Raw genomic sequence first — 13,673 nt, 5'->3', positions numbered from 1 at the left:
TTAAATATTAAGCGCTTTTACGAGTTGTTTCCAAACGTTCAACCAATTCATCCACGTCGAAACCGTGAATGGATGCAGCCTGCCAAAGTGGTTCAGCTGTTGCGGAAGGACAACCGAGGCAGCCCATACCGATGGATTGTAATACAGGAATTGTGTTTGGATACACTTCGATGATTTCGCGAATGATGGAGTCTGCAGTGATTGGTTCACCGGATTGAAGGCCGGATGCTTCCGCTAATGTAGCACTGCCCGGTAATTTAACAGCCGGTTCAATGGAAGTTGCGGTGGCACTGCTGATAATAGGTGCAGTTGGCTCTGCACCTGCCAAGTCGCCAAGCACAGCTTCTTTGAATACATCGAGGCCGATGCGGTCGATGAAGGCGCCGATACGTTCGATGTGAGCATTTTCTTTGTAATAGTTAACCATGCGTTCTACAAGGCCTAATACTTCAGCTTCAGTTTTTACTTCGGCGATTAAGTCTGCAAAACGAGGATGTGCGCCGGCGCTGCCGCCTGCGTATACTTGCCAGCCGTCAGCTGTACCTATAACACCGATATCTTTGGTGATAGATTCAGTACAGGAGTTAGGGCAACCGGAAATACCGAACTTCATTTTAGATGGCATTTCTTTGGAAATGTACAATTTTTCCAATTGCATGCCCAGCTTTACGCTGTCCTGTTTAGCACGTTTACAGAATGTTGTGCCAGGGCAGATTTTTACGCTGCGCACGCGGTTGGATGTGGAGTAAGCCGGTTCCATGCCGAGCATTGCCCATGCCTGATCTACATCTTCCGCCTTTAAATTAGTAATCATGATGCGTTGTGCACCGGTGATTTTTAACGTTGCTTTGAATGTGTTAGCCACGTCGATAAACTTTTGAAGTAAAGCGGGCTGTACGAAGCCGCCCGGAATACGAGGAGTAATTGCGTAACGGCGTTGACCGTTGCGAATGCGTTGTAAGTTACCTGCTACTTGAGCCATATATATCGTCCTTTCCCTTGACGCTCCCGTCTTTACGGGAGTTTATAAACTACGTATAATGAATTATATAATCAATATTAATCTAATGTTATGAGCCTTGTTGTAGAGGGCCAATCAGTTTGGAAATAAAACCAACTGATTTGTTGACTATGATTACATTATAGGCGAAGTACATCGTATTGTATGTAGCAGAGGCTACATTTTTAAAAAATTAGATATACTTTCTCCTGAATTTTATAATAATTATCATTAAATAGCAAATAAGGGTATAGGAAATGACACCATTATATACAACTATTTTAAAGGGGCGATTTGTTGATCGTCCCAATCGTTTTGTAGTAAACATAGAAATTCTTGATCATGATGACAGCACAAATCAGGCCGTTAATTCGGAGACCAATACGGTGGCGGCACATTTACCAAATCCGGGGCGCATGTGGGAGCTGCTGTTTTCGGGCGTGATTATGTATGTGGCACCTCATGAAAAAGCAGGGGCAAAGACGAAATTCCGCGTTATCGGCATTGAGCGCGATGGTGTGCCGATTATGTTGGACACGAACTATAGTAATGATGTGGCGGCTCATCTGATTGAGGCAAAACAAATCGCAGGTTGGGAAGAGTGGCATGTGGTGCGCCGTGAATATACGGTGGGCCATAGCCGTTTTGATCTTCTGCTAGGAAATGAGCAAGGGGATAAATTTCTATTGGAAGTAAAATCCTGCACCTTGTTCAGTCATAAGGGGGCCATGTTCCCCGATGCCATTACGGAGCGGGGGCGTAAGCATTTGCTCCATCTGCGCGACCTTCAAGCGGAGGGATATAGGACCGGCATTTTATTCCTTGTACAATGGGACAGAGCTCATTGGTTCCTGCCGGACTATCATACGGATTTAGCTTTCGCAGAGACATTTAAGGAGGTGGCGCCGGTACTCGACTGGAAAGCGGTAGCGGTAAAATGGACCGATAGATTCACTATGCCTGAAGTGATACGCCAATGTACATATAATGGCGATGTGGTGGCTCAGGAGGGCCAGGATCGCGGCGATTACTTTGTCGTGCTGCAATTGCCGGAAGACATGGATCTGGAAATAGGCAGCAAGGGTATGATGCATTTTAAAGCGGGCTATTATACATACGTAGGCTCGGCGAAGGCTAATTTGGCGAAGCGCCTAGAACGGCACAAGAGAAAACGTAAAAAGCTTCATTGGCATTTAGATTATTTCCGCTCTCATTGTGAAGTGGTGGCGGCCCTGCCAATTCGCAGCAGTTCCGATTTGGAATGTGAATTGAGCCGCGCCATGAAAGGCATTGCACAGTGGAGTGTAGCCGGATTCGGCAGTAGCGACTGCGACTGTGACAGCCATTTATATGGTACCGATTATAACCCGATTCACAATGAACAGTTCATGCAGGTGGTGGAAGACTTCCGCATGAATCGATTGGACGGGCTGATGCTGGAAAAGGAGATATAAAATGGACATTGTAAAATCACTGATCTTTTTCCTCGTAGCCGGCCTCTGTGAAATTGGCGGCGGTTATTTAGTGTGGCTTGCCCTGAAAGAGAATAAAGGCATATGGTACTTTATTTGCGGTGCCATCATTCTGATTTTATACGGTATTATTCCAACACTGCAGACAGCTAACTTCGGACGTGTTTATGCGGCCTATGGCGGTATTTTCATTGTTCTCTCCATTCTGTGGGGCTGGCAGGTAGATAAAGTGGTGCCCGATATGGCGGATATTGTGGGCGGTCTTATTGCCCTGATAGGGGTTCTCGTCATAATGTATTATCCGCGTTAACATATAGCGTTGAACGCTACAATTGAGGAATGATAGGAACGAATAGAAAATAGGCAATAGGCAATTAAATAATAGAACTAAAAAATGGTTCTATCTTTGCCCAACAAAAAACGTTATAATTAAAACCTGTTTGTACTCATTTTGAAGAGATTTTCACAGGGGCACGAATGTGTACAATTCCCTGAAAACTGCGGTCTCTTTGGGCTTTTGAGTAGCCAGAAAGTCTGAAAAATGGTATAATATACGTTGCGAATAAAATAAATTATAATAGCAAAATTAGGATTAGTTATTTTTAAATGAGGTGAGACTGTGGAGGAAACGACCTGGAGTCATGGGAAAATAGAGCCCATCCAGATTGATAAAGAAATGAAGAGCTCCTATATCGATTATGCCATGAGCGTAATCGTTATGCGTGCCTTGCCGGATGTAAGAGACGGTCTGAAACCTGTACATCGTCGTATTTTATATGCGATGCAGGAAACAGGTATGACCCCTAACAAACCATATAAGAAATCTGCCCGTATCGTCGGGGATGTACTTGGTAAATACCATCCGCACGGTGATAGCTCCGTATATGGCGCAACCGTTCGTTTGGCGCAGGATTTCAATACCCGTTACCTGTTGGTTGATGGTCATGGTAACTTCGGCTCCATCGACGGCGACTCCGCTGCGGCGATGCGTTATACAGAAGTTCGTATGACTCGCATCACTACGGAAATGTTAGCCGATATCGACAAGGATACGGTAGATTTCATGCCGAACTACGACGAATCTTTACAGGAACCGACAGTGCTTCCTGCCAAGATTCCAAACTTGTTGATTAACGGTTCGTCCGGTATTGCCGTAGGGATGGCTACAAACATTCCACCGCACAACTTGAACGAAGTAGCGGATGGCTTGATTATGTTAATCGATAATCCGGATGTAACAGTGGATCAGTTGATGACTGCTGTAAAAGGTCCGGACTTCCCGACAGGTGCGTTGATCTTGGGCCGCGAAGGCATTAAGAAAGCGTACAGCACCGGTCGCGGCAGTATTAAAATGCGTGCCCGCGCTACAATCGAAGAAATGAACAAGGGCAAACATCGCATTGTTGTGACGGAAATCCCTTATCAGGTAAATAAGGCGCGCGTTATTGAAACGATTGCCGAATTGAGCCGCGATAAAGTGATTGACGGCATTACTGCCTTGCGCGATGAATCTGACCGCCGCGGTATGCGTATCGTTGTTGAATTACGCGCCGACGTGCAGCCGGATATTGTGCTCAACAAATTATACAAACACACACAACTTCAAGAGTCTTTCGGCGTAATTATGCTGGCTTTGGTGGATGGTCATCCAAAAGTATTGACTCTAAAAGAAGTGTTGACTCACTACTTAAACCATCGTTTGGGCGTTATTGTTCGCCGCACACAGTTCGAACTGGCCAAAGCGGAAGCTCGTGCGCACATTTTAGAAGGTTTATTAATTGCTCTTGATCATATCGACGAAGTTATCGCTACAATTCGCGCGTCTGAAACTGATGAAATTGCGAAGAACAGCTTGATGAGCAAGTTCGGCCTCACTGAAAAACAGGCCGTGGCGATTCTCGATATGCGTTTACGTCGTTTGACCGGTTTGGAACGCGAAAAAATCGAAGAAGAATACAAGCAGTTAGAATTGTTAATTGCTGATTTGAAAGCGATTCTTGCCAGCGAAGACCGTCAACGCGGTATCATCAAAGATGAATTGACCGACATGAAACATAAATACGGTGACGAACGTCGCAGTGAAATTACGATTGATACATCCGAGCTTGATGTGGAAGATTTAATTGCTGACGAAGAAATGGTAATTACCTTAACTCGTCAGGGTTATATTAAACGCATGAACGCCAATGTATATCGCAACCAGCACAAAGGCGGCGTAGGCGTTGTAGGTATGAAGACGAAGGAAGATGACTATGTAGTTCAAATCCTTCACGTTCGTACGCACAACACCTTGTTGTTCTTCACAACGGCGGGCCGTGCATATCGCCTGAAAGGTTACGAAGTACCAGAAGCATCGAGCCGCAATTCACGCGGTACGGCAATTATTAACGTATTGCCTCTCAATGTAGGTGAAGCGGTAACGACTATGATTGACCTGGAAACAGTAAATCATGACTTGAACCTCTTCCTCGTAACGAAACATGGCGTGGTGAAACGTACGTCCATTGAAGAATACCGCAATATTCGTCGCAGCGGTCTCAATGCGATTTCCCTCGGTGAAGAAGACCGACTCATTTCTGTATGTATTACAGAAGGTGGTCAGGATGTACTCATCGGCACTCGCAAAGGTATGGCAATCCGCTTCAGCGAAGAAGACGCGCGCTTGATGAAACGCTCCGCACAAGGCGTTCGCGGCATTAAACTTAATGCCGGCGACGAAGTTGTTGGTGCAGGCATCATCAACGGCACCGGCGAAGTATGCCAGGTATTCACAATCAGTGAAGAAGGCTTTGGAAAACGAAACAGCGAAGATGCGTACACACTTCAAAAACGCGGCGGCAAAGGAACGAAAAACTTCCGTATTACCGACAAAACAGGTGATGTAGTGGCCGTGGAAATTGTGACTGACGACGATGAAGTAATGCTGATTTCTGAACAGGGCAAGATTATTCGCTTCGACATGAGCGACATTGCCATTAAGAAAGGCAAAGCTATCTCCGGCGTTAAGACGCAGAACCTGGATCCGGGCGATAAAGTGGCATCCGTAGCTATCATTGCCAAATCCGAGTTGGAAGATGAAACAGTTTAAGTGAAACTGATGGTTTTAAAATACCACTTATAAAATTGATGCGGAACAGTAAGTCCGACTCTAACGGCGAAAATCATATGACCCGTTTTTGTAAGTCATCTATAAAAATTTTACAGAAGAATGCTCTAAATAGGGCATTCTTCTTTTGTATTTTGTACAATTTTATGGTAAAATACATATATATAAAAAATTCGATATATAGATATAGCACTTATAACAAGAGTCGTTTCTATAATCGAGTTCAATATATATGATGATTAATCAATTTAAAATTTAAACATAGTGTAGTATAATTAAAGAGTTCGCCCGTTATGGGCTAACTTTTACTAATATAGTTTCAGGGGGCGATTCAGATTTTAGATTTTAGACGTTTTGAATTAAAAGATAAACCATTAATCGATGCTTACTTTGCTGAGCATCACTATGAAGCATCCGACTGTTGTTTTACCACTTTATTTATGTGGCAGGATTCCTATGGTATTGAATGGGCCGAAGAAGACGGCGTACTTTTCATTAAGGGCGGCGGTAAACGCGATCCGTTCATGTTACCTCCGTTTGCAGGTAAAGATGCGAAATTCGTGGATGGTCTTGAAATGGCTAAGGAATGGTTCAAAGCCAATAATTTACCATTCAGCTTAAAAGGTATTAACCCAATTATGGTGGAACGGATGAAGACACTTTGTCCTGATTGCTATGAATTCACAGCAGACCGCGATAATTTCGAATATATTTATTTAACACAGGATATGATTACGTTGGCAGGCAAGAAATTGCGCCAGAAGAAAAATCATTTGAATCAGTTCCGCATGCAGTACACGAACTACGAGTACATGCCGCTGACTGATGATATTTTCGCTGACTGTATTGCTACGGCGGAATCCTGGGTGGAAACGCATCACGAAGAAGGTATCGAAGATGAGTTGGAAGCTATCAAATTGCTTTTCGCTCATTGGGACGAATTAGGCCTTGTAGGCGGCGCTATCAAATTGTTTGGCCGCATTGAAGCATTTACAATTGGTCAAATGTTGAACGACCGCATGGCGTTGATTCACATTGAAAAGGCAAATCCTACAATTCGTGGTTTATATCAGGCGATCAACAATGAGTTCTTACGTCATGAATTTGCTGATGTAGAATTCGTTAACCGCGAAGAAGATATGGGCTTACCTGGCTTGCGTAAAGCAAAAGAATCATATAATCCACATCATTTTGCGGAAAAATATGATGCCGTGTGCGTAAAAGAAAAAGCAGAAGCAGGTGTTTGCTAATTTATTGCTTAACTATAGGCTAAGGGCAAACCGTGCATATAATTCGGCTAATAGATGACTGTTACGTTGAAATGTTAGCTGACGCATATACTAAAGGGAGTCCGGTTGGACTCCCTTTTTTACAAAGACTCATTGAGTCTAACGAGTGAAATTACATTGAGTTAATAGAATACACATAGAAAGGTGGAGAGTTATGGAATTTAGAATTGCCACAGAGAAAGATACAGCGGCGGTTAAAGGCTTATGGGACTACTGTTTTGAAACAGAGGACACACCGTTTTTCAAATATTATTTTGAAAAAGCGTATGAACCGGAACATACATTGGTGGGCTATGAAGGAGACTTATTGGCCGGCATGGTGCACTTGCGTCAGTACAATCTGAATATTCGCGGTGCCGTGCGTCCTGTGAGTTACATGGTAGGCGTTGCTACTGATCCGGTAGCCCGTCGTGGCGGTATTGGCGGCCGTTTGTTGAAAAGTTCTCTGGAAGAATTGAAAGAGCGCAAGCAGGGAATTACCATTCTTATGCCTTCCAAAGCGGCGTTCTACCAACAGTACGGCTGGGATCTCTATGCTCATCAATGGGTACAGACTTTGCCATTGGAAGAGTTGCGTGCGTTAACTGACAAGACGATGGAATTCGGCCTCATTAAGGAGGCAAGCGAATGGCCGTTGTTGGCACCGGTGTACGAACAGTACACGAAGAATTTGACCGGTTATGCCGTGCGCGGTGAAAAAGAGTGGACCCGCTTGTTGGAAAGCCTTTTTGCAGAAGGCGTACGCGTTGCTTATGTGCGCGGCCCGGTGACCGATGAAGACGGCACTGCAGCACCTCATGGTGCACAGGGCAAGGCATTACCTCCGATTGAAGGCTATGCTATGTATCGATTAGGTGCTGAAGAAATACCTGTGACCGAATTTGTGTATACGACCCGTCGCGCACAGCGCGGTCTGTTAAACTTCTTCTATAACCATCGCTCTCAGGGTAGCTCCATTCGCTGGAACGAAGGCATGAGCGATGAATCCTATATCTTCCATCCGGACGGAAAATCCGGCCATACGACCATGCCTTACATGATGAGCCGCATTGTGGATGTGCCGTTGGCCATTTCCCAGGTTCCTGCCTCTACTGACGGAGCGAAAGAATTCCTCAGCAAGGGCTTGGCTGCGTTTGCTGTACGCGTTACGGACCCATTGGTAGATTGGAATGACGATGTGTTCGTATTGACTATTACAAAGGACTACAAAGTGCAGGCAAGCCGCGTGGAAGACACTACTGCATTGACCAGTCCGATTCCGACCATCAGCGTAGGGGCGTTGAGCCTCATCCTCATGGGCCGCATGACCGCCAGCGAACTCGTTTTCGAAGGCAAATTGGACATTCCGGCAGGCTGCGAAATCTTCGTGGAAGCCTTGGATAAACTTTATCCGAAACAAAAAACATTCATCAATGAATGGTGGTAATATAAAATAAAAACAAGACACTTTGCGTTAATTATTTGCAAAGTGTCTTGTTTCATATTACTATGGTATTAAATTGAGGTGTTTATCAGGTTGTATATAGTAAGAGCTTTAGATATTTCGTCCGGATTAGTTAGGGATATAAAAGGCTATATATGAATCTGAAGTCAACAAAGGAGTGATGACAATGAGTCGAAACGTATTGATTACAGGCGCAACATCAGGGAATGGCCGTGCAACGGCAGAAGCATTTGCCAAGAATGGGGATAATTTATTGCTTTGTGCCCGTCGCCAACAAGTATTGGACGAATTGAAGAAAGAGCTCGAAGCGGCTCATGGCGTAAAAGTTACTGTATTCACTTTGGACGTATCCGATCGCGCAGCAGTAACGTCCGTACTCCCTAAAGTAGTGGAAGAAGCAGGCGGCATCGATATTCTTGTAAATAACGCCGGGCTTGCGCAAGGTCTTGATTCTTTCGAAGAAAGCTCGCTCGACGACATTGAAACGATGATTCACACTAACGTATTGGGCCTTTTATACGTAACTCGTACGATTTTACCTTACATGAAAGAAAAAAATGCAGGCCACATTATTAACTTGGGTTCCACAGCAGGCATTTATGCGTACGCAAAAGGCGCCGTATACTGCGCTACTAAAGCGGCTGTTAAAACATTGAGCGACGGTATCCGCATCGATACAATCGAAACTGACATTAAGACAACAACGATTCAGCCCGGTATCGTAGAAACACCTTTTAGCGAAGTGCGTTTCCATGGCGATAAAGACAAAGCAGCCAATGTATATGCCGGCGTAGAAGCTTTGCAGGCGGAAGACATTGCTGATATTATTCTATTCGCAGCCAACCAGCCACGTCGCGTTCAGATCTCCGACATCGTTATCATGGCGAACCAACAGGCAACAGGCTTTATGGTTGCTAAAAAACAAAAATAAGAAGATCCTATAAATACTCTTTGTGGTGATTAAAAGCCCTCCGAAAGGCAGATGTAATATCTACTTTCCGGAGGGCTTATTTTATGGTAAATACAATTCAGTTTATGGAATAACCTTATTTCATATAGCGTTGTTCAAAGAGCAAATAAAGATTTAGCAAAGGCACATCTAAATAAGATAAGGCAGTCTGTCTCACTTCTTCTGAAATGCCGTAGTATGCGCCGGCGATAGCGCCTGTAATGGCTGCCAAGGTATCGCTGTCACCGCCGATGGAGATAACATTGCGAATGGCATCTTCAAAGTCCCTAGACTCCAGGAAGGCTACAATGGCCTGAGGCACTGTACGTAAACAGCCTCCTTCAAATTCATAAGTAGGACGAATTTCATCAATGGTAAAGTCTAGATCGTAATAATTTTCAGAAATATACTGACGAATCTCCTCTTTGCTTGCACCGGTACGGGCCATATAAATGGCAGCGGCCGTAGCGAGTGCGCCGTCGATACCTTCCGGATGATTGTGAGTAACATCGGTTACAGCTCTGGCCAGATCTAATACTTCGGGCAAAGACCGGCCTACATAGGCACAGGCACTAACGCGCATGGCCGAGCCGTTGCCAAAACTGTTGTAAGGGGCCGGATCAGCACTGAACAGCCATTCGCGGAACATGCTGCCGTAATCCATTTCAACATAACAGCGGCCCATAATCTGCAAATTGGCCACCACGGTATCACGAATGTCATCTAAATCAGGACCGGCCTTCATCAACGCATCGCCGATAGCAATGGTTAACACTGTATCATCGGTAAACCAGCATTTTTCAGAAAAAAACGTAAACTCTTTGGTCTTAATATTATCCCATTCAAAACGAGATCCTACAATGTCACCAATAATCGCTCCCAGCATACTAACTCCTCCTTAGAATGTCGAAATTGAATTTATAAATATGGCATTTCCGATCATGGAGTCTAAACAAAAAAACGAAGTTCAGACTGTCCCTAAATCCCGCCACTACGGCGTTTATAAAAATTTGTTTTGTCTGAGTTTTTTTATAATCGGCTTATTTTATATAACGTTCTTTAAAGAGGGAGTAAATACTGATTAACGGCCGATCCAAGTGAGACAGGCCCGCTTCTTGAATATCTTCCGGTATACCATAGTAGGCTTCTGCAATGGCTCCGGTAATGGCGCCTAAGGTGTCGCTGTCGCCGCCGATGGAGATGGCGTTGCGAATGGCATCCTCAAAGTCGGTGGACTCAAGAAAAGCGACTACTGCTTGCGGCACAGTTTCTGCACAACTACTTTTGAATGAATAGGTAGGACGAATTTCATCAAGGGTGAAATCTAACGCGTAATAGTTTTCAGAAACGTATTGGCGAATTTCGTCTTTGCTTGCACCGGTGCGAGCCATGTAAGTAGCCCCTGCTGTAGCCAAAGCACCGGCGATGCCGTCCGGGTGATTGTGTGTCACATCGGTTACTGTGGTGGCCAGAGCCAACACTTCTTCCAGGGAATTGCCAACATAGGCACAGGCACTGACGCGCATGGCGGAACCGTTGCCGAAACTATTGTAAGGTTTCGGGGACTTGCTTCGCAGCCACTTGCGGAACAGACCACCATAACCGGCTCGGCTATAGGCGCGACCAAAAACTTGCATACTGCTCACGGCTGTATCATGAAGGAGATCTAAATCAGTACCGGCCTTTAATAATGCATCTGCAAGAGCAACGGTCATAACTGTGTCGTCAGTAAAACGACTTTGTTTTCCAAAAAACTTAAAGCGTTTGGACTTAATATTAGCCCATTCAAAACGAGATCCTACAATGTCACCAATAATCGCACCTAGCATAAAAATTCCTCCTTACAATGTTAAAATAAAACTTCTAACTATAAAAACACTCCCGTTGAGGTGTGAGTGAATCTTAGGAATTTATTATAGCCCAAATAAAAATGGGTAAGCTGAGACTGCCGATAAACCGCGCTATTATCGTATGTTTCAGAAATTTGTGTTGTCTGAATATTTTAAAAGCGACTATAACAACATCAGATTTTGTACAGAAAAAAAGAAAATCCATACAGACAAAATTGAAATTCTATACATATAAAATGGAGAAAGGTCGACTTTTCATACGCCTAAAAAAGTCGTTAGGTTTTTATTATACCATACAATTGAATTGAAAAAAGGGTGTGTTAGATCCGGGAAATTTGTTACCAAGCAGAGCTTATATAGTTACATATGCTCCTTATATTTTTACATAGGTCTTACCAATTTATTACATGTTATTGATTTTGGGCTGATATAATAAATTACACTGTGCAGGAGGTGCATAAATAATATGAAAAAACAATGGAAATGCTTGCTTGCCCTTGGTCTGACCCTTACAGCTTTGGGAAGCACCGGCTTTGTTGCCAATGCGGCTGATACTACAGCCTACATCGTAAATGCTGACAAATATCAGCTGCCTTATAAGGGAAATGAAACAGCTTTTAACCACAAAATCAACCCTGGTTACGGCTCCGCTTTGGCCCTGAAATCTATCAATAAGGACGGCACAATTGAATTCTATGCCATCACTGACCGCGGCCCTAACGGCGACATCCCTACGTATGTTAAAAACGGTAAAAAAATGTCCGGTAAATTCTTCCCAACACCTAACTTCACACCAAGTATCGGTGTTATCAAAGTTGATCCGGCTAAACATCGTGCGGACATCATTGAATCCATTCCATTAAAAGTTGATGGCAAAGCTATCAGCGGTAAACCGGTTCCATCCGGTCTTACAGGTTCCACTAACGAAGTTGCATTAGACTTCAAAATGAACGACTTAGGCACTGACAAAAACGGTCTTGATACAGAAGGTATTGCTCTCGACAAAGACGGCAACTTCTGGATCAGTGACGAATACGGTCCATTCGTTGCAAAAGTGGACAAAAAAGGCAATATCATCGAAAAATACGGTCCTGGTATGGGCTTGCCTACAATCTTGGCTGATCGTGTTCCAAATCGCGGCAGTGAAGGTGTTACAGTTGATGAAAACGGCCATGTATTCGCCCTCATCCAAAGTCCTCTTGATGTAGACGGCAAAACAGCTAAAACAGCTAAATACACTCGTATCGTTGAATTAGACCCTGTAACAAAACAAACAACTATGTATGCGTACCCTGTTGATACAGGTTATAAGAATACAGGCGCTGCTAAATTAGGTGATATTACATCTATCGGCAATGGCCAGTTCCTTATGATCGAACAAGGCAAACAGAATGGCGCTATGCAGAACTTGATTTACAAAGTAGATCTTAACGGCGCTACTCCAATTGCCAACGACGGCGATCTTGAAAAAGGCCTGTTAGACGGCAAATTCCAACCGGCTAAAAAAGAACTCGTACTCGACTTACGTGCTCAAGGCTGGAACATTGAAAAAGCAGAAGGTTTAGTTCTTATGCCTGACCGCAGAACTATCGTTGTTGTAAACGACAATGACTTCGGCATGGACATCAATATTGATGACAAAGCTGTTGCAGATCCTGAAGTATCTGACTACACCTATGACAGCGACAAAAAAGCGATGATTTATGACAAAGACAAAACAGCTCATAATGTAAACATCAGCTTGAAGAAGAACGCTCCGGCTGAACAAGAAAGCCAAATCTGGTTCTTCACATTACCAAACGCTTTATAAGATGTTGGTAATTTAAACCCGGCTATATCTACCCCCACCTGAATAACCAAAAGTGCAACAACTTCGCGTTGTTGCACTTTTTTTGTGGTGTAAGTGTTCTTGTTTTAGTAGATTTTTGTTTTAGTAGGCTTTGACTTATTGAACAAAACGTATTGTTAAAAACTTTAAAAATTCTCTTGACAAGGTATAAGTGTGTGTGCGAAAATAACAACAATCCAATACGAGATGCGATGAACAGGTATAAAGAGCTATTTAGTTGCTTACAGAGAGTTGCCGGTCGGTGCGAGGTAATAGAACAGATAGTATCGAAACTCCCCTGCGAGCTTTGTGGCTGAACCGCAGTAAGCCATGACGGTAGTTCCGTTATAACTACAAGAGAACCAACTAGGGTGGTACCGTGTTATAGTTTATGATGCCCCTGGAACACAGCAATGTGATTCCAGGGGCTTTTTTGATAGACAACGTATTTGAGATGAAATTCAGAATAAGAACGTGCAGCAATGTACATGAGTTGTATTATGCTTCAACGTATAGCAAAGCTAAATCGTTGCACTAACTTGTTAACATGTAGTTAATAATCAAGAGACTAAGCGAATTCTGAAATCGTCGTCAATCAAAATGACAATCATAGCTGTTAATATGAGCCGAAACATATTAAATCATAACGCCCCTGGACGCGTAAGAACATTGCGCATCCGGGAGGCGTTTTTTTATTACCCTTTAGGAAAATTGACTATTGGACTTTGAGAAAAA

Annotated in this window: 10 protein-coding genes and 1 other annotated feature; of the genes, 7 read left to right on the top strand and 3 right to left on the bottom strand. The window is 43.7% G+C overall.

Annotated elements, in window-relative coordinates; genetic code table 11:
* Nucleotides 1–7 precede the first annotated feature (7 nt).
* Complete coding sequence (locus tag KHZ77_RS03250) at nucleotides 8–982, bottom strand: DUF1858 domain-containing protein (RefSeq protein WP_295195676.1); 975 nt, start codon at nucleotides 980–982, stop codon at nucleotides 8–10.
* A gap of 275 nt (nucleotides 983–1,257) precedes the next feature.
* Between KHZ77_RS03250 and sfsA the strand changes: the two genes are divergently transcribed.
* The 6 genes from sfsA (at nucleotide 1,258) to KHZ77_RS03220 (ending at nucleotide 9,242) form a co-directional block, all read left to right on the top strand.
* The gene (sfsA, locus tag KHZ77_RS03245; protein ID WP_295195674.1) at nucleotides 1,258–2,454 is read left to right on the top strand and encodes a DNA/RNA nuclease SfsA; all 1,197 of its coding nucleotides are present in this window, start codon (nucleotides 1,258–1,260) and stop codon (nucleotides 2,452–2,454) included.
* Nucleotides 2,455–2,461: 7 nt separating this feature from the next.
* Complete coding sequence (locus KHZ77_RS03240) at nucleotides 2,462–2,782, top strand: YnfA family protein (RefSeq protein WP_366664910.1); 321 nt, start codon at nucleotides 2,462–2,464, stop codon at nucleotides 2,780–2,782.
* A 309-nt stretch (nucleotides 2,783–3,091) separates the two neighbouring features.
* Entirely contained in the window at nucleotides 3,092–5,560 is a 2,469-nt protein-coding gene (gene gyrA / locus KHZ77_RS03235) for a DNA gyrase subunit A (protein ID WP_295195670.1), read from the top strand.
* A 353-nt stretch (nucleotides 5,561–5,913) separates the two neighbouring features.
* Entirely contained in the window at nucleotides 5,914–6,828 is a 915-nt protein-coding gene (locus KHZ77_RS03230) for a phosphatidylglycerol lysyltransferase domain-containing protein (RefSeq protein ID WP_295195779.1), read from the top strand.
* A gap of 193 nt (nucleotides 6,829–7,021) precedes the next feature.
* Nucleotides 7,022–8,293 (top strand): GNAT family N-acetyltransferase, encoded by a 1,272-nt coding sequence (locus tag KHZ77_RS03225; protein ID WP_295195668.1) that lies wholly within the window; start codon nucleotides 7,022–7,024, stop codon nucleotides 8,291–8,293.
* A 184-nt stretch (nucleotides 8,294–8,477) separates the two neighbouring features.
* A complete protein-coding gene (locus KHZ77_RS03220; RefSeq protein WP_295195666.1) occupies nucleotides 8,478–9,242 on the top strand; it encodes an SDR family NAD(P)-dependent oxidoreductase in 765 nt (254 codons plus the stop codon).
* 115 nt (nucleotides 9,243–9,357) lie between these two features.
* On the opposite strand, the gene KHZ77_RS03215 is transcribed toward KHZ77_RS03220, so the two are convergent.
* Both KHZ77_RS03215 and KHZ77_RS03210 read right to left on the bottom strand, forming a co-directional pair.
* Nucleotides 9,358–10,146 carry an ADP-ribosylglycohydrolase family protein gene (locus KHZ77_RS03215; RefSeq protein ID WP_295195664.1) on the bottom strand — a complete coding sequence of 263 codons (789 nt, stop codon included), beginning with the start codon at nucleotides 10,144–10,146 and terminating at the stop codon, nucleotides 9,358–9,360.
* Nucleotides 10,147–10,300: 154 nt separating this feature from the next.
* A complete protein-coding gene (locus tag KHZ77_RS03210; RefSeq protein ID WP_295195662.1) occupies nucleotides 10,301–11,089 on the bottom strand; it encodes an ADP-ribosylglycohydrolase family protein in 789 nt (262 codons plus the stop codon).
* 487 nt (nucleotides 11,090–11,576) lie between these two features.
* Between KHZ77_RS03210 and KHZ77_RS03205 the strand changes: the two genes are divergently transcribed.
* On the top strand, nucleotides 11,577–12,920 hold the full coding sequence (locus KHZ77_RS03205) for an esterase-like activity of phytase family protein (RefSeq protein ID WP_295195661.1): 1,344 nt from the start codon (nucleotides 11,577–11,579) through the stop codon (nucleotides 12,918–12,920).
* A gap of 221 nt (nucleotides 12,921–13,141) precedes the next feature.
* Nucleotides 13,142–13,343 (top strand) — a binding site (T-box leader).
* The last annotated feature ends 330 nt before the right edge of the window (nucleotides 13,344–13,673 follow it).

The organism is Veillonella sp. (assembly GCF_018364065.1).
In the GTDB taxonomy this organism is placed as follows: Bacteria; Bacillota; Negativicutes; order Veillonellales; family Veillonellaceae; genus Veillonella_A.
Note: the sequence above shows the minus strand (reverse complement) of the source record. Positions and strands in the feature narration are given on the sequence as shown.